The sequence below is a fragment of the Pseudomonas sp. LjRoot71 genome, assembly GCF_964253255.1.
In the GTDB taxonomy this organism is placed as follows: domain Bacteria; phylum Pseudomonadota; class Gammaproteobacteria; order Pseudomonadales; family Pseudomonadaceae; genus Aquipseudomonas.
Map to the genome: position 1 here is coordinate 346611 of NZ_CAXURA020000001.1, position 15959 is coordinate 362569.

General features: G+C 59.0%; 19 protein-coding genes and 1 tRNA gene. 3 read left to right on the forward strand and 17 right to left on the reverse strand.

Annotation, left to right across the window (positions count from 1 at the left end; translation table 11 throughout):
• Window positions 1-24 precede the first annotated feature (24 nt).
• Entirely contained in the window at window positions 25-1143 is a 1119-nt protein-coding gene (bamC, locus tag ACSQ17_RS01675) for an outer membrane protein assembly factor BamC (RefSeq protein ID WP_436067318.1), read from the reverse strand.
• A 17-nt stretch (window positions 1144-1160) separates the two neighbouring features.
• Complete coding sequence (gene dapA / locus ACSQ17_RS01680; RefSeq protein ID WP_436067319.1) at window positions 1161-2039, reverse strand: 4-hydroxy-tetrahydrodipicolinate synthase; 879 nt, start codon at window positions 2037-2039, stop codon at window positions 1161-1163.
• A 227-nt stretch (window positions 2040-2266) separates the two neighbouring features.
• Here dapA and ACSQ17_RS01685 point away from each other — a divergent pair, with 227 nt between their 5' ends.
• Together ACSQ17_RS01685 and ACSQ17_RS01690 are read left to right on the forward strand one after the other, a co-directional pair.
• On the forward strand, window positions 2267-2824 hold the full coding sequence (locus ACSQ17_RS01685) for a glycine cleavage system protein R (protein ID WP_436067320.1): 558 nt from the start codon (window positions 2267-2269) through the stop codon (window positions 2822-2824).
• 10 nt (window positions 2825-2834) lie between these two features.
• Entirely contained in the window at window positions 2835-3308 is a 474-nt protein-coding gene (locus ACSQ17_RS01690) for a peroxiredoxin (RefSeq protein WP_436067321.1), read from the forward strand.
• A 135-nt stretch (window positions 3309-3443) separates the two neighbouring features.
• On the opposite strand, the gene ACSQ17_RS01695 is transcribed toward ACSQ17_RS01690, so the two are convergent.
• The gene (locus ACSQ17_RS01695; RefSeq protein ID WP_436067322.1) at window positions 3444-3695 is read right to left on the reverse strand and encodes a sulfurtransferase TusA family protein; all 252 of its coding nucleotides are present in this window, start codon (window positions 3693-3695) and stop codon (window positions 3444-3446) included.
• Window positions 3696-3801: 106 nt separating this feature from the next.
• Here ACSQ17_RS01695 and ACSQ17_RS01700 point away from each other — a divergent pair, with 106 nt between their 5' ends.
• A complete protein-coding gene (locus ACSQ17_RS01700; RefSeq protein WP_436067323.1) occupies window positions 3802-5235 on the forward strand; it encodes a M48 family metalloprotease in 1434 nt (477 codons plus the stop codon).
• 45 nt (window positions 5236-5280) lie between these two features.
• Here ACSQ17_RS01700 and nadA read toward each other — a convergent pair whose 3' ends face one another.
• The 14 genes from nadA to ruvC form a co-directional block, all read right to left on the reverse strand.
• The gene (nadA, locus tag ACSQ17_RS01705) at window positions 5281-6339 is read right to left on the reverse strand and encodes a quinolinate synthase NadA (RefSeq protein ID WP_257779261.1); all 1059 of its coding nucleotides are present in this window, start codon (window positions 6337-6339) and stop codon (window positions 5281-5283) included.
• Between the two features lie 171 nt (window positions 6340-6510).
• Window positions 6511-6586 (reverse strand) — tRNA-Lys (locus ACSQ17_RS01710).
• A 58-nt stretch (window positions 6587-6644) separates the two neighbouring features.
• Window positions 6645-7319 carry a 7-cyano-7-deazaguanine synthase QueC gene (gene queC / locus ACSQ17_RS01715; protein WP_436067324.1) on the reverse strand — a complete coding sequence of 225 codons (675 nt, stop codon included), beginning with the start codon at window positions 7317-7319 and terminating at the stop codon, window positions 6645-6647.
• 1 nt (window position 7320) lies between these two features.
• Window positions 7321-7968, reverse strand: a complete 648-nt coding sequence (queE, locus tag ACSQ17_RS01720) for a 7-carboxy-7-deazaguanine synthase QueE (RefSeq protein ID WP_436070410.1) — start codon at window positions 7966-7968, stop codon at window positions 7321-7323.
• A gap of 335 nt (window positions 7969-8303) precedes the next feature.
• On the reverse strand, window positions 8304-9125 hold the full coding sequence (gene ybgF / locus ACSQ17_RS01725) for a tol-pal system protein YbgF (RefSeq protein WP_436067325.1): 822 nt from the start codon (window positions 9123-9125) through the stop codon (window positions 8304-8306).
• Window positions 9126-9131: 6 nt separating this feature from the next.
• Window positions 9132-9629 carry a peptidoglycan-associated lipoprotein Pal gene (gene pal, locus ACSQ17_RS01730; RefSeq protein WP_436067326.1) on the reverse strand — a complete coding sequence of 166 codons (498 nt, stop codon included), beginning with the start codon at window positions 9627-9629 and terminating at the stop codon, window positions 9132-9134.
• A 66-nt stretch (window positions 9630-9695) separates the two neighbouring features.
• Window positions 9696-10994, reverse strand: a complete 1299-nt coding sequence (tolB, locus tag ACSQ17_RS01735; RefSeq protein ID WP_436067327.1) for a Tol-Pal system beta propeller repeat protein TolB — start codon at window positions 10992-10994, stop codon at window positions 9696-9698.
• Complete coding sequence (gene tolA / locus ACSQ17_RS01740) at window positions 10991-11941, reverse strand: cell envelope integrity protein TolA (protein ID WP_233684601.1); 951 nt, start codon at window positions 11939-11941, stop codon at window positions 10991-10993. Before tolA ends, tolB begins: the two co-directional genes overlap by 4 nt.
• Window positions 11941-12393, reverse strand: coding sequence for a protein TolR (gene tolR, locus ACSQ17_RS01745; protein WP_436067328.1), 453 nt, complete (start codon window positions 12391-12393; stop codon window positions 11941-11943). Before tolR ends, tolA begins: the two co-directional genes overlap by 1 nt.
• Window positions 12394-12426: 33 nt before the next feature.
• A complete protein-coding gene (gene tolQ, locus ACSQ17_RS01750; protein WP_436070411.1) occupies window positions 12427-13098 on the reverse strand; it encodes a protein TolQ in 672 nt (223 codons plus the stop codon).
• A gap of 32 nt (window positions 13099-13130) precedes the next feature.
• Window positions 13131-13583, reverse strand: a complete 453-nt coding sequence (ybgC, locus tag ACSQ17_RS01755) for a tol-pal system-associated acyl-CoA thioesterase (protein ID WP_436067329.1) — start codon at window positions 13581-13583, stop codon at window positions 13131-13133.
• 52 nt (window positions 13584-13635) lie between these two features.
• The gene (gene ruvB, locus ACSQ17_RS01760) at window positions 13636-14688 is read right to left on the reverse strand and encodes a Holliday junction branch migration DNA helicase RuvB (protein ID WP_436067330.1); all 1053 of its coding nucleotides are present in this window, start codon (window positions 14686-14688) and stop codon (window positions 13636-13638) included.
• The gene (ruvA, locus tag ACSQ17_RS01765; RefSeq protein WP_436067331.1) at window positions 14689-15294 is read right to left on the reverse strand and encodes a Holliday junction branch migration protein RuvA; all 606 of its coding nucleotides are present in this window, start codon (window positions 15292-15294) and stop codon (window positions 14689-14691) included.
• 23 nt (window positions 15295-15317) lie between these two features.
• Complete coding sequence (gene ruvC, locus ACSQ17_RS01770; protein WP_436067332.1) at window positions 15318-15842, reverse strand: crossover junction endodeoxyribonuclease RuvC; 525 nt, start codon at window positions 15840-15842, stop codon at window positions 15318-15320.
• Window positions 15843-15959: the final 117 nt, after the last annotated feature.

Consider the following 15959-nt stretch of genomic DNA (forward strand, 5'->3'; position numbering starts at 1 on the left):
TGCCGGTGCAGCAGTTGCCTGCTATCAGCCAAGGTTTTCCTGGATCAGGTCAAGCACCTTGCGCGCCACATCAGCGGGGGCGATGGTGTTGAGGTCTTTTTCCACGGTGACCTGTACGCTGTCGCCAACGGTGCTCAGGCGTACCTGATAGCGCTCGGCGCGGGCTTCGATTTCTTCCTTGCTTGGCTCGCTACCGAAGACTTTGCCAAAGAAGCCTGGCTTGTCGTCCGGCTTCTGAGCGCGCTCAGCCAGGTTGATGTAATACACACCGAGGCTGCGGTTGATGTCGTCGATACGTACATCTGCCATTTCCAGTGAGCGACCGACACCCGACCAGGCGCGGTCAAAATCGGCGCCCAGGCTCAGCACCGGGTTGCCGTTGCCGTCTTCCGACAGGCTGACGCGGTTGGGAGCGTCAAAGTCGCGCGCAGCCAGCAACGATACCGAACCACCCTGCTCGGCGCTGCGCGCCAGGGTCACGAGCATTTCATCGAGCAGTGCAGCATCCAGGCTTGGGTTGCTGCTGCGGTTGGTGAACGCGACATCAGCTGTGCTGCCAGCTGGACGCTCGGCGCTGACCACGAAGATTTCGCTGGTATTGCGCTGCACGCCTGGCTCGATACGCACCCGCACGCGGGTTTCGGCATCTGGATTGACGCCGGATACACGGCTGCTCAGACGACGTGCCATGGATTCGGACAAGGCATCAAAACGCTGCCAGGCGGTGCTGAACTCACCGGTCTGCGGACGCTCTTCGGCAATCTGAAAACCATTGTCAGCAAAGAACTGACGCGCCACCGGCCAGACTTCAGCCGGTACACGCTGCGCCACAACCCAGCGCGACTCGCCGCTCTTCTGCAGGCTGAAGTCGCTGGTGTTGTTGGCTACGGCCAGGGCTTGCGGGCGCGGCACGATAAACTCACCGGTATCGGTGGTCGTGGCGACCTGCTGCGGCACAGGCAACAGCGGGTCGATACGCTTGGCGTCCACGTTTGCAGGGATTTGCATCGGAGCCGTCTGGCGCGCCTCGAGGTAGTCGCTGCCACGGTCACGGAAGTAGCCGTTTTCGCCATAGATCCAGCCACAACCGCTGGTACCCGCGATAATCAGGGCCAGTGCAGAAAGTCCGGTGAGTCGCTTCATGCGTAGTAATTCCTCAATTAAACCAATACGCCGGACTGGCGCAGGGCCTGACGCAGCGGTTCATGACAACGCGGGCTGAGCCAGGTGAGCGGCAGACGGATACCGTCTGGCATCAAACCCATTTCATGCAGAGCCCACTTCACCGGAATCGGGTTGGATTCGATAAACAACGCCTTGTGCAGCGGCATCAGGCGGTCATTGATGGCGCGAGCGATGGCCGCTTCACCGCGCATGGCAGCGGCGCACAGGTCACTCATGGCGCGCGGAGCGACGTTGGCAGTTACCGAAATATTGCCTTTGCCGCCCATCAGCATCAGCTCCACGGCGGTGGCGTCGTCACCGGAGTAGACGAGGAAATCCTTGCCTACGCGATCCAGCACTTCCTGGCCGCGTTGCAGGTCGCCGGTGGCTTCCTTGATACCGATGATGTTGTCGATCTTGGCCAGACGCTCGACAGTTTCCGGCAGCATGTCGCAGACCGTACGGCCCGGCACGTTGTAGAGAATCTGCGGAATGGCAACCGACTCGGCGATATGGCGGAAGTGCAGGTACAGGCCTTCCTGGGTCGGTTTGTTGTAATACGGGGTGACCAGCAGACAGGCGTCAGCGCCAACATCTTTAGCGGCGCGGGTCAGTTCGACCGATTCGCGGGTGGAGTTGCCACCGGTGCCGGCGATAACCGGGATACGCCCGGCAACCTGATCGACCACTCGACGGATCACTTCTACGTGTTCACCCACGTCAAGCGTGGCGGACTCACCCGTGGTGCCGACCGCGACGATGGCGTTGGTGCCCTCTTGCAGGTGGAAATCCACCAGTTTGCTCAAGGCCTGCCAATCAAGACCACCTTGCGCATCCATGGGCGTAACCAGTGCCACCATACTGCCCGCAATCATGCAACCGCTCCTGCCGGAAAAAGAGAGCCGTAATGGTACTGGGGCCACCTGCCTTGCACAAGCGAAGTACCGCGGCAACGCGTATACAATCTTTCTCAGGCAAACGCGGCACATTCCACATCGCCAGACCCCGCCGGCATTCCCCTGAGCGGTGCTTTTCGCTACCCTTCCGGCTTTAGATCGGCGCTGTACAAACAGGTCGACCGCTTATCGTCTAGGAAGGCTGCATGTCCACCCCCCCAGTTCGCGAACAATTCCTGCTTGTCAGCGCCCTTGGCCCTAACGCCATGGAGCTGACCAATGTGCTCTGCCGTACCAGCCATGAGAACCGTTGCGCCGTGGTCAGCACCCGCCTGAGCCGTCATGGCGAATATAGCGCGCTGGTCTTGCAGATATCCGGCAGCTGGGACGCGCTGGCGCGCCTGGAATCGAGCCTGCCGGCACTGGCCAAGAAGCACAGCTTTTCGGTCAATGTGATCCGCAGTTCGGCATCGGAAAGCCGTCCACAGGCCCTGCCCTATGTGGCCTATGTCAGCTCGGCCTACCGCCCGGACATTCTTAATGAGTTGTGCCAGTTCTTTCTCGACCACCATGTCGAACTGGAAAACCTTACCTGTGACACCTACCTGGCCCCACAGACCGGCGGCACCATGCTCAATGCCACGCTGACCGTGACCCTGCCAGCCGGCACGCAGATCAGCTGGTTGCGCGATCAGTTCCTCGATTTCGCCGATGCGCTGAACCTCGACGCGTTGATTGAACCCTGGCGTCCACAGAATCCATAAGGAGCATTTTATGGCCGTAGCACTCGACACCCCGGTTGCAGATTTTCAGGCAGAGGCCACCAGCGGTCAGACCGTCAAGCTGTCAGCACTCAAAGGCCAGCAAGTGGTCATCTACTTCTACCCGAAGGACAGCACTCCAGGCTGCACCACCGAAGGCCAGGGCTTTCGTGACCACTACCCGGCGTTTCAGGCGGCCAATACCCTGGTGTTTGGCGTTTCCAGGGACGGCATGAAGTCCCATGAGAACTTCAAGTGCAAGCAGGAATTCCCCTTCGAGCTGATCTCCGACAAGGACGAGGCCGTGTGCCAGCTGTTCGACGTGATCAAGCTGAAGAAGCTCTATGGCAAGGAGTATCTGGGCGTCGATCGCAGCACCTTCCTGATCGACAAAGACGGCGTGTTACGTCAGGAATGGCGCGGCGTCAAAGTACCCGGCCATGTCGAGGCCGTACTGGCAGCAGCCCAGGCATTGCACAAGGCCTGAGAGACACCCGATAAAAAGCCGGTCAATTGACCGGCTTTTTTCTGCCTGCAACCTACGCAACTCCGAGTAACCCATTGCTCAGCCAGTGCAATGGCAAAGCCCTTCAGAACCCAACTAATTCTGTAACACGCAGGGCTACGCCTTGCGCAGCCAATAGCGGTACACACCTTCATCAACCTCTTCACGCAACAGGCGATGCCCTGCCAGGCTGGCGAAGGCACGAAAATCCCGCTGCGAACCGGCATCAGTGGCTTCAACCTTGAGCACTGCGCCGCTGGCCAGGCGGTTGAGTTCCAGCTTGGCCTTGAGCAAAGGCAGCGGGCAGTTGAGGCCGCAGGCATTCAAGTGCGCATCGAAGTCTTCGGCACGCCATTGCATATCAGTCATTTATCTACTCCAAGAAGGCCGCAAGGATAACCAAGGCCGCACAACCCTGGCCAGCACCGCTGCCTGGCAGCTACAGTAGCGGCTTTGTTCGACACGAGCTTTGTGCATGAACCTTCTGCGCCCTACCCTGTTGACGCTAACCTGCCTGCTGGCAACCCCCGGCATGGCCAGTGATCTGCCGTCCCTTGGCGACGCCAGTTCCGCCATCGTATCGCCACAACAAGAACACCAACTCGGCCGCGCCTGGCTGAGCCTGGTGCGTGGCCAGGTCAGTCAGCTCGACGACCCGCAACTCAAGGATTTCGTCGAAACCAGCGTCTACCGCCTGAGCGAAACCAGCCAGCTGCAAGATCGCCGCCTGGAGTTCGTGCTGCTCAACAGCCCGCAGATCAACGCCTTTGCCGCACCAGGCGGGATTGTCGGGGTCAACGGCGGCCTGTTCCTGTATGCCCAGACGGAAGCCGAATACGCCTCGGTGATGGCCCACGAACTGGCGCACTTGTCGCAGCGACACTTCGCCCGAGGCCTGGAAGCGCAGCAGCGCATGCAACTGCCGGTCATGGCCGGCCTGCTTGCCGGCATCGTGGCGGCCGCAGCTGGCGCGGGCGACTTGGGCATCGCAGCCATCGCCTCGACCCAGGCAGCGGCTATGCAGGAGCAGCGACGTTTCTCCCGACAGAATGAGCAGGAGGCCGACCGCATCGGCCTGGTCAATCTGGAGAAAGCCGGCTTCGATCCCCGCGCCATGCCCAGCATGTTCGAGCGCCTGATGCGCCAGTACCGCTATGATCGCATGCCGCCGGAATTCCTCCTGACCCACCCGGTGTCCGAATCACGAATCGCCGACACCCGCAACCGCGCCGAGCAGTACACCGCCAAGGGCACCCTCGACAGCGTGCGCTACCAACTGATGCGCGCACGCGTGCAATTGACCTATGAAGAAACTCCTGGGCTCGCTGCCAAGCGTTTTCGCAACATGCTCGACGAAAACCCGCAGATGGAAGCCGCGCGTTACGGCCTGGCGATTGCGCAGATCAAAAGCGGCCAGCACAAGGACGCCCGCGAAACCCTGCAACCGTTGCTCGCCAGCGCCCCCAACGATGTCAGCTACAACCTGGCGCAGATTGAACTGGACATGGCCGCCAACCGCCTGAGCGACGCACAGAGCCGCGTCACCCGTCTGCTTTCGCTGTACCCGAACAGCTACCCGGTCAACCAGGCGCACATTGACCTGCTGATGAAACAGAGCCGCACCCAGGAAGCCGAACGGGCGCTGGATGATCTGTTGAAGACTCGCGGCAAAGACCCTGACGTCTGGTATCAGGTGGCCGAAGTACGCGGTCTGATCGGTAACACCATTGGCCTGCACCAGGCCCGTGGCGAATTTTTCGCCCTGGTCGGCGACTACAACCAGGCCCTGGAACAACTCGACTTTGCCAAACGCCGTGCCAGCAACAACTTCCAACTGGCATCGCGGATCGACGCCAGGCAGCGCGAATTGATGGAAGAGAAGCGCATCATCGAACAGATGTTGCGCTAAACACGAAAAAGCCCGGCACTGGCCGGGCTTTTTCATTTTATGGCATCAGGCATTGCCGCTGAGCTTGAGCCGCGCCGCCTGAGTGAAATCCAGCATGCGCTTGAGTGGCTTGATCGCCTTGGGAATCAGTGCCGGATCGACGAATATCTCGTTACTGCCCTCGCGCAAGCACTCCAGAGTGCGCTGCAGAGTATTCATCGCCATCCATGGGCAGTGCGCGCAACTGCGACACGCGGCGCCGTTGCCGGCGGTGGGCGCGGCGACAAACTCCTTGTCCGGGCACAACTGCTGCATCTTGTAAAAGATCCCAGCATCGGTGGCGACGATAAAGGTCTTGTTCGGCAGGCGCTGCGCTGCAGCAATCAGCTGACTGGTGGACCCCACCGCATCGGCCAGCTCGATAACCGCTGTTGGCGACTCTGGGTGTACCAGTACCGCGGCATCCGGGTACAGCGCCTTCATATCCGCCAGTTGCTTGGCCTTGAACTCTTCATGAACGATGCAGGCGCCGTCCCACAACAGCATGTCGGCACCGGTCTTGTTCTGGATATAGCGTCCCAGGTGCTGATCCGGGGCCCAGATGATGCTTTCACCGTTATCCATCAGGTGTTCGACGATCTCCACGGCGCAGCTGGACGTCACCACCCAGTCGGCCCGCGCTTTAACCGCGGCCGAGGTATTGGCGTACACCACAACGGTACGCTGCGGATGCTGATCGCAGAACGCCGAAAACTCTTCCACCGGGCAACCCAGATCAAGCGAGCAAGTCGCCTCAAGCGTCGGCATCAGCACGCGCTTTTCCGGATTGAGGATCTTCGCCGTCTCCCCCATGAATTTGACGCCCGCCACCAGCACCGTCTGCGCGGGATGCTGATTGCCAAACCGGGCCATTTCCAGGGAGTCGGACACACAACCGCCGGTCTCTTCCGCCAGCGCCTGCAACACCGGATCGCAGTAATAGTGAGCCACCAGCACAGCGTTCTGCTTTTTCAGCTCGGCGGCGATCTCGGCGCGGTAAAACGCCTCCTGCTCGGGCGTCAGCGGCTTGGGTTGCTTGGCATCAAGGTGGGCTTGTACCAGCAGGCGTTCGGAAATCTGGGTCATGTCATCAGGCTCTGAATATGCTTTCAGTGCAGCGAGTATACCCGCCTGGATGATGCCGCAGCAGGCAGCGTGCAACCCCATGCAGGCGGTAAAAGTTACAGATACAAAAAAGCCCGAAAATTCCGTTAATCAGAATTTTCAGGCTTCTCATACCTTCGAGGAAGGTCAATATGGTGGGTCGTGTAGGATTCGAACCTACGACCAATTGGTTAAAAGCCAACTGCTCTACCAACTGAGCTAACGACCCGACGCGGTGCGCATGATACTGATTTAATTCATAAATTCAACAGTTCATGACGATTTTTTTAGAAATACCGGGTTGGATCAGCCAAGCCCGCAGCACTAAAACCCGCAGCGCGCAAACGACAGCTGTCGCACTTGCCACAGGCACGGCCCTGCTCGTCGGCCTGGTAGCAGGACACGGTCAACGCATAATCAACCCCCTGCTGCACACCCGCCTGGACAATCTCGGCTTTGCTCATGTTCTGCAACGGCGCCTGAATGCGAAAGCCCTGTCCCTCAATGCCGGCCTTGGTCGCCAGGTTGGCCATGCGTTCGAAGGCCCCGATAAACTCCGGTCGGCAATCCGGGTAACCGGAGTAATCCACGGCATTGACCCCAATAAAAATGTCGCGTGCGCCTAATACCTCTGCCCAGCCCAAGGCTAGGGAGAGGAAGACCGTATTACGGGCCGGCACATAGGTCACCGGAATGCCTTCAGTGGGACCTTCCGGTACATCAATAGTCGCATCGGTCAGGGCCGAGCCGCCCATGCCATTGAGATTAAGGCCAATCACCTTATGCTCGACCACGCCCAGCTGCCGCGCTACCTGCTCAGCCGCTTGCAGCTCGGAACGATGGCGCTGACCGTAATCGAAACTCATGGTGTAACAGCTGTAGCCCTCAGCCTTGGCCAGCGCCACCACGGTGGCCGAATCCAGGCCGCCGGAAAGTAGAATTACCGCTTTTTTATCGCTCATCTCAGTGTCCCGGCTCGTCATTCCAGAGAATCTTGTGCAGTTGCATCTGCAAGCGCACAGGCAGGTTGTCGGCAATGATCCATTCGGCTAGCGAACGCGCATCCAGCTCATGATGGCTGGGCGACATCAGCACCTCGCTGACACGCGCTTCCAGGCGGTACTGAATCAGCTTGCTCACGGCCCAGTCGTAATCCTCACGCGAGCAGATAACAAACTTGACCTGATCATTCGGTGTCAGCAGATCGATATTTTCATAACGATTCCGCGCCACTTCAGCCGAACCCGGAGTTTTAAGGTCGAGCACTTTGCTCACCCGCGGATCGACCGCCGACACGTCCAGAGCGCCGCTGGTTTCCAGCGACACCTCATAGCCGGCATCGCACAGGCGCTTGAGCAGAGGAATGCAGTTGGGTTGCGCCAGCGGTTCGCCACCGGTCACGCAGACATAGCGCGGCTTGTAGCCGGCCACCTGCTCGATGATGGCATCCAGCGACATGATCTCGCCGCCACTGAAGGCATAGGCGGTGTCGCAGTATTGGCAACGCAAAGGACAGCCGGTCAGGCGAACGAACACAGTCGGCAAGCCGGCGGTGCGCGTCTCGCCCTGCAGCGAGTAGAAAATCTCGGTAATGCGCAGGGTTTCTTGCATATCAGCCACGGGCGTGACGGCTAAACAGGCCATCCGCCTCCGTTGCGGGAAAAGGGCCGCGGATTGTATACGAAAAAATTTCCGGGAGAAATTTTTAACGTTGCGCAGCAACGGCCCGCGGGGTGGCTGCCAAGGATGGCAGTCCATAAAAAACTGCCTGGAGCAGTCTTTAACGTCGCGCAGCGACGGCCCGCAGGGTGGCCGCCAGAGATGGCAGACCATAAAAACCTCCGCAGGAGATTCTGCTTCCCACAGCGATGGCCACAGAACGCCCTCACAAATACCGGCGCATAAAAAACCCGCGCCAGGCGCGGGTTTCATGACTGCAATTCAGCTTACGGCAAGCGCTGCAAGTCGCGCTGTGCCAGCTGTGCAGCAGAACTGCCTGGGTACTGCGCAATAACCTGCTGCAGAATACCCTTGGCCTTGTCGCTATTACCCAGACGTTGCTCAACGTCCGCCAGTTTAAACAGCGAATCCGGCACCTTGGCGTGGCTCGGGTAGGTCTGGCTGACGCGCGCAAAAGCCTGGCCTGCACCCTGCAGATCGCCCTTGGCCAAGTTCACCTCACCCAGCCAGTACTGCGCATTGCCGGCGTATTGGCTATTTGGGTATTTGCGCAGAAAGGCTGTGAATGCCTGGCTGGCCTTGTCGAAGTCCTTGGCCTTGATCAGGTCAAAGGCGGCTTCGTAGAACAGCTTTTCCTTGGCCGGATCGGCAGGCTCGCTGCTTGCCGGCGCTTGCGCCTGACCAGCCACTGGCGGGGTCGGCGTACCGTTGGCGTTGATCGCGCCAGCGGTTGAAGAATTCGGGTTGACTGCAGCACCTGCTGCGCCACCACTCAGACGCTTATCAAGATCCTGATAACGCTCCAGGCTTTCTTGTTTAAGACGCTGAATCTCGTTCTGTTGCTCTTCCAGCGTACCGCGCAGTTGCGCGATCTCTTCCTGCATCTGCTGCAGCTGGTTGAACAGCATGCCCTGCGCCGAGACAGGAGCCGCAGCCCCTGCCCCGGCGTAGGTGCCGGACGTACCATAACCAGCAGGCGGGTAACTGCTGCCGTAACCGGCATTGTTATCCACCACGGGAACCTCAGCCACAGCCGCAAGCGGCAGGCTGAGCGCCAAAACGGTTAAAGCACGACGGCACGTACGCATATCGAATTACTTACGCAGTTCGACGCGACGGTTTTGAGCCCAGGAAGACTCGTCGTTGCCAGTTGCAACCGGACGCTCTTCACCGTAGGAAACCAGTTCCAGTTGAGCTGGGGAAACGCCTTGCAGTACCAGGTAACGCTGTACAGCTTTGGCGCGACGCTCGCCCAGAGCCATGTTGTACTCACGGGTACCGCGCTCGTCAGCGTGGCCTTCCAGAACTACGCGAGCGCCATTGCCTTGCAGGTCTTTGGCGTGCACGTCCAGAGCGCGCATGGCCTCTGGCTTCAGGTCGGAGCTGTCGTATTCGAAGTAGAAAGTGGTGATAGCGCGCAGAGCAGCTTCTTCGCTCAGGCTGCCATCAACAGCGCCAGTGTTGGCACCGTAACCAGCGTTAGGATCAACAGCGCCTTCGCCAGCAGCGTCGCCGCCTTTCGAGGAGCAACCAACTACAACGGCCAGAGCCAGGCTCAGGGCAGCAAACTTACCAAATTTCAGCATTTCCATCATGTAACTCCTAATGAACCCCAGTGTGTTAAGCAGTATTTCAAGCAACAAAGGTGTAGCGCCGCATCAGTTCAGGTAAGGGGACCAAGAAGGCTCTCGAACTTCGCCTTGAGCGGTAGGAAGAGGGAGCCTGACGCGACCATTGGTGGACGCTAATACCAGGACTCCCCGGCCCTGCTGGCGGGTGGCGTAGATTACCATGGTGCCGTTGGGCGCGACAGTAGGCGACTCATCCAGACTGGTATCTGAAAGTATCCGCAAATTGCCGCGCTGCAGGTCTTGTGCCGCCACTTTGAACACGGTGTAACCATCCTGGCGATGAATCATGACCAGGGTCTTCTCATCGGCGGAGAGTTTCGGGTTGGCGTTGTAGTTACCAATAAAGGTCACACGCTCTGCCGAACCACCGTTGATGTTGGTTTTATAGATCTGCGGTTTACCGGAACGATCCGAGGTGAAGTACAGGGTCTGACCGTCCTTACCCCAGAAGGGTTCGGTATCGATCGACGGCTGGTTGGTGACACGACGCAGCTGACGAGACCCCATATCCATCACATAGATTTCCGGGTTGCCATCGCGCGACAGCACGAACGCCAGGCGATTGCCATCTGGCGACCAGGCTGGCGCGCCATTGAGGCCTTCGAAATTGGTGATCTGCTCGCGGCGACCGGTATCGATGTGTTGTACGAAGATGCGCGGACGCTTCTGCTCGAACGACACGTAGGCGATGCGACGGCCGTCGGGCGCGAAGGACGGCGACAGAATCGGCTCACGCGACTGCAGCAGGGTTACCGCACGCGCACCGTCATAGTCGGAGCGCTGCAAGGTGTAACGGGTGTTGTTGACCGCAAAACGCTCGGCCGTCACATACAGCATGCGCGTCGAAAAAGCGCCCTTGACACCGGTGAGCTTCTCGAAGGATTGGTCAGCAATGTGGTGCGCCATATCACGCAGTTGATCAACGCCGCCGCCTACGCTGCCAGTCATGACCTGCTGCTGGGTGGTGACGTTGAACAGAGCGAACTGCACCTGCAGACGACCCGCGTTGGGCACGATGCTGCCCACCAGCACATATTGCGCGCCCAGAGCCTGCCAGTCGCGGTAGATCACTTCAGCCGCCTGAGTCGGCAGGCTGATCATGTTTTGCCGGGGAATCGGCTCGAATACGCCGGAGTTGCGCAGGTCGCTGCCGATAATTTCCGCCATGTCTTCAGGCAGCACATTGCCGCCCTGCCAGCCAAACGGCACCACGGCGATGGGCGTGGCACGGTCGGTGCCACTGCTGATCACCAACGGATCAGCAGCCTGAACGGTGCCGACCACCAAGGTCAGACCGAGCAGAACAAGACGCATCAGGGTATTCACAGACCTAAATCCTCCGGTTTGAAGACAGCGCGACGCTGCCGGTAAAGGCGATCAAAAGTAGCGCGGTCCAGCTGTTGCATTTCAGCAATACGTCCGACGTTACGCACCGCTTGTACGGCTGAATTATCAAATGGCGAGTCACCGCTGGAGCGTGTCACGCTGGCATTGGTAATGGTGCCATCGGGCAGCATTTCGATCAGCACTTCTACGCTCATGCCATTACGCGCTGATGGCGGTCGCCGCCATTGCTGGCTGACCAGCATAACAATCAGGTCATCCAGGCTGCCGGCAACTTCATCACCAACCGTATCAGCGATTGCCTGCTGGCGCCCCACATCCTCGGACAGCAACTCGGCCAATGCAGCAGCCTTCTTGTCTTCTACGGCCTTGCGCTGGGCCGCTTCTGCCGCCTTTTTCTTGGCGTCATCCGCTTTTTTCTTCTTTGCAGCTTCAGCGGCGGCTTTCTTCTTCGCCTCTTCTGCTGCTTTTTTCTTGGCGTCTTCAGCGGCTTTTTTCTTAGCAGCCTCATCCGCGGCTTTCTTCTTGGCTACATCAGCAAGCTTTTTCTGCTCAGCCGCTTTCTTCTCGGCATCAGCTTTTTTGGCTGCTTCGGCTTTCTGAGCCTCTTGCGCTTTCTTTTGTTCCGCAGCCTTGGCTGCTACTTTTTCCTGTTCGGCTTTTTTCTGCTCAAGCTGCTCGGTCTCGTACACCGGAGCCGTGGTCTTTTTGGTTTCGCCGGCGATTTTCTGATTGGTCTGGGTCGTGGCCTGGCTCTGTGACTGCAACTTGTACAGGGTGGCTTGCACCACAGGTTTGGCCGGCGGCAGATCGGGGGCAAAAGCAAAGCTGACGAACAGCATGGCAAACATGATGACGTGCAGGCCCACAGCCCAGACCACAGGCCAGAACAGACTTTCCGAGGGCGAACGCTCGCGCTGGTCGTGCATCAGGGGGCCTCGGTAATCAGCCCGACGTTACCGACGTCAGCCTGTTGCAGGCCGCCCATGGCCGCCATGATGGTGCCGTAGTCGACTGTCTTGTCACCACGTACAAACACCTGCACCTGCTTGCCGGTTGCCCGGCTCTGACTGATGATCGAGGTGACCGCGCGGGTCATTTCTTCCAGTGTCAGTGCTTTGTCCTGCACCGTGTCGACATCGACCTCGGTGCCCATATTCCAGTAATAGGACTTGTCAGCCTTGATCGAGATGGTCAACACCTGCGCGTTGTTGTCCTGTGGCAGGGCTTCACTGCTGACTTTCGGCAGATCAACCTTGACGCCCTGATTGAGCATCGGCGCGGTCACCATAAAGATCACCAGCAGCACCAACATCACATCGATGTAGGGCACCACGTTCATCTCGGCGACGGGCTTGCGTCTGTTGCGAATTCTGGCCATGGCTTAAAACCTTTCTTAAAGAGTGCCTAAGGCTTAGTCGTCGCTGGTGTGGACTTTGCGGTGCAGGATCGCCTGGAACTCATCGGCGAAGGTGTAGTAGCGGCCAATCAGCATTTCGCCGCGCGCCGAGAAGCGGTTGTAAGCGATCACCGCAGGAATTGCGGCGAACAGACCGATCGCGGTAGCGATCAGCGCCTCGGCAATACCCGGCGCCACAGTGGCCAGGGTCGCCTGCTGCACTTGGGCCAGGCCGCGGAAGGAGTTCATGATGCCCCATACGGTACCGAACAAACCGATATAGGGGCTGGTCGAACCCACGGTGGCAAGGAACGGCAGGCTCTGCTCAAGCTTCTCTTCCTCACGGGAGATCGCCACCCGCATGGCACGCGCTACGGCATCCATCACCGCATCCGGATCGACACCAGCCTGCTGACGCAGACGCGAGAATTCTTTAAAACCTGCACGGAATATCTGCTCCAGGCCAGAATCCGGGTCCGGGTTGCTACCCGCCTGGCGATAGAGTTTGGACAGGTCGATGCCCGACCAGAAACGCTCTTCGAAGTTGTCCAGCGCACGCTTGGCTGCGCGCAGCAGTGCCGTGCGCTGGAAGATCATGACCCATGACATGACCGATGCGGCCACCAGCGTCAGCATTACCAGTTGCACCACCAGGCTGGCGTTGCTGATCAGACTCCACATCGACATATGGTCAACGGCGTTGGCTGTTGCTTCCACGCTTACTCTCCTGCTCTAGATGTACCCGCGCCGCCCTGCCCGGCAAAGGCCGCATGCAGAGTTTGGGGAATGGCCCGGGGTTTCAAATTGTCGGCGCGCACACAAGCCACCATAAACTGCCCTTCACACAGCAGCACATTATCCGCCGCCCGCCTGACCTGTTGACGAAAACGCAGGCTGGCGCGGTTCAACTCGACTACTTCAGCACTTACCAGCAACTCATCATCAAGCCTGGCCGGTGCGTGATAGCGCGCCTCGGCCGAATGCACAACGAACAACAGGCCCTCCTCGGCCAGCGTCGACTGGAGAAAACCCAGATCACGCAGGCGCTCGGTGCGAGCCCGTTCCATAAATTTGAGGTAATTGACGTAGTAGACGATGCCGCCCGCATCGGTGTCTTCGAAATAAACCCGACAACGAAGGGTGAACGGCTGAACTCCGTTTTGCGCGCGCATACTCTAGTGCCAGCTCCTGGTCTTGCCAATCGTCTTGGCCAAGTATTTTTTCTTAATCATCGTCGCGGCCAAACAGATCTGCGGTAGGCAACTCGCCCATACGCTTGGGCACATTGAGACCAAAGTGCAGGTAGGCATGCCGCGTGACGACACGTCCACGCGGGGTGCGCATGATATAGCCCTGCTGAATCAGATAGGGCTCGAGCACATCCTCAATGGTGTGACGCTCTTCACTGATCGCCGCAGCCAGGTTGTCGATACCGACCGGGCCACCGTCGAACTTCTCGATCATGGTCAGCAGTAGACGTCGGTCCTGGTGATCGAAGCCACGCTCATCGACATCCAAGAGATTCAGCGCCAGGTCGGCAATAGGCCGGGTAATCTCGCCCTGCCCGCGCACCTCGGCAAAATCACGCACGCGACGCAGCAGGCGGTTGGCAATACGCGGCGTACCGCGCGCGCGTCGGGCAATCTCAAAGGCACCATGGGGTTCGATGGGCAAACCAAGAATTCCCGCCGAACGCATGACGATGGTCGCCAGATCGTCGGTGTTGTAGAACTCCAGACGCTGGACGATACCGAAGCGATCACGCAGCGGATTGGTCAGCATGCCGGCGCGCGTGGTCGCGCCGACCAGGGTAAAGGGCGGCAGATCGAGTTTGATCGAGCGCGCAGCCGGACCTTCACCGATCATGATGTCGAGCTGGAAGTCTTCCATGGCTGGATAGAGCACTTCTTCGACAATCGGCGACAGTCGATGAATTTCATCGATAAACAGTACGTCACCCGGCTCAAGATTGGTCAGCAAGGCGGCCAGATCACCCGGGCGTTCAAGCACAGGGCCCGAGGTGCTTTTGATCGAGACGTTCATTTCCTGCGCAATGATATTGGCCAGGGTGGTCTTGCCCAGGCCGGGCGGGCCGAAGATCAGAGTGTGATCAAGCGCTTCACTGCGGCCACGGGCAGCCTGGATAAACAGCTCCATCTGCTCACGCACATTCGGCTGGCCAATATACTCAGCCAGTTTCAGCGGACGGATGGCGCGATCCACCTGCTCATCACGGTCGCGACTGGTGGCGGTAATCAGGCGATCAGCTTCTAGCACTTAGACCATTCCCTTCAGGGCTCGACGAATCATATCTTCACTGCTCAAACCGTCTTCCTTAATAGCTGAGACGGCGCGACTGGCTTCCTGGGGTTTGTAGCCGAGCGAAATAAGTGCACTGACTGCATCATTCTCCGCGCTTGTGACTGCACTAGCACCGCGAGGTTCCACCACCAGGGTCGACATGCCCGGCACGGTTTCCCAGGCCTTGAAGCGGTCCTTCAGTTCAACCAGCAGGCGTTCGGCGGTTTTCTTGCCAACACCGGGGATCTTCACCAGCACCGAGGTGTCCTGAGCTTGCACACAACGCACCAACTCATCGACCTCAAGGCCGGACATCAATGCCAGCGCCAGTTTCGGGCCAACGCCATTAAGGCGAATCAGTTCGCGAAACAGCTCACGCTCACGCTTTTCAAAAAAGCCGTACAGCAAATGCGCATCCTCGCGCACCACCAAATGGGTGTGCAGGATCAACGGCTCACCCACTGCCGGCAGACGGTACAGGGTGGTCATGGGCACTTCCAGCTCATAACCCAAACCATTTATGTCAATAATCACATGGGGCGGCTGTTTTTCCGCCAGGGTGCCGCGCAAACGTCCGATCACCGTTGCTTTCCTTAAAAATGAAGTTACAACCGAAGGCGACCGGCGCGCCGCTTGGCACCGACCAGACCGTGAGGAATCAGACTTTGCCGATGATGGACATGACACAGGGCAATGGCCAGAGCGTCGGAGGCATCGATTTGTGGCTTCTGCACCAGTTTGAGCAGGTGCATGACCATCAGCTGCACTTGTTCCTTATCCGCCCCGCCCGTGCCGGCAATCGCCTGTTTGACCTGGGTGGCGGTGTATTCGGCAATATCCAGCCCCGCTTCGATACCCGCAACAATGGCCACACCACGCGCCTGCCCGAGCTTGAGCGCGGAATCAGGGTTGCGCGCCATAAACACCTGCTCGATGCCCATGGTCACCGGCCCGTAGGTTTCGATCACCTCGCGCACCCCGCGAAACACCACCTGCAATCGCTCCGGCATCGAACCGTTGCCCGTACGAATGCAGCCCGAGGCGACATATTCGCAGTTGCGCCCGGTATCACGCACCACACCGTAACCGGTGATGCGCGAACCGGGGTCGATGCCAAGGATCAAGGTCATGCCTTCCGCCCACTCAAGGTACCAGCCACTTAGCCAGCACACTGTCTATTTATCCAGCTCGCGAGTATAGAGCCCGCCTGCGCCTACGTCACTCAGGCACAGGCTATAAAAGCGGCC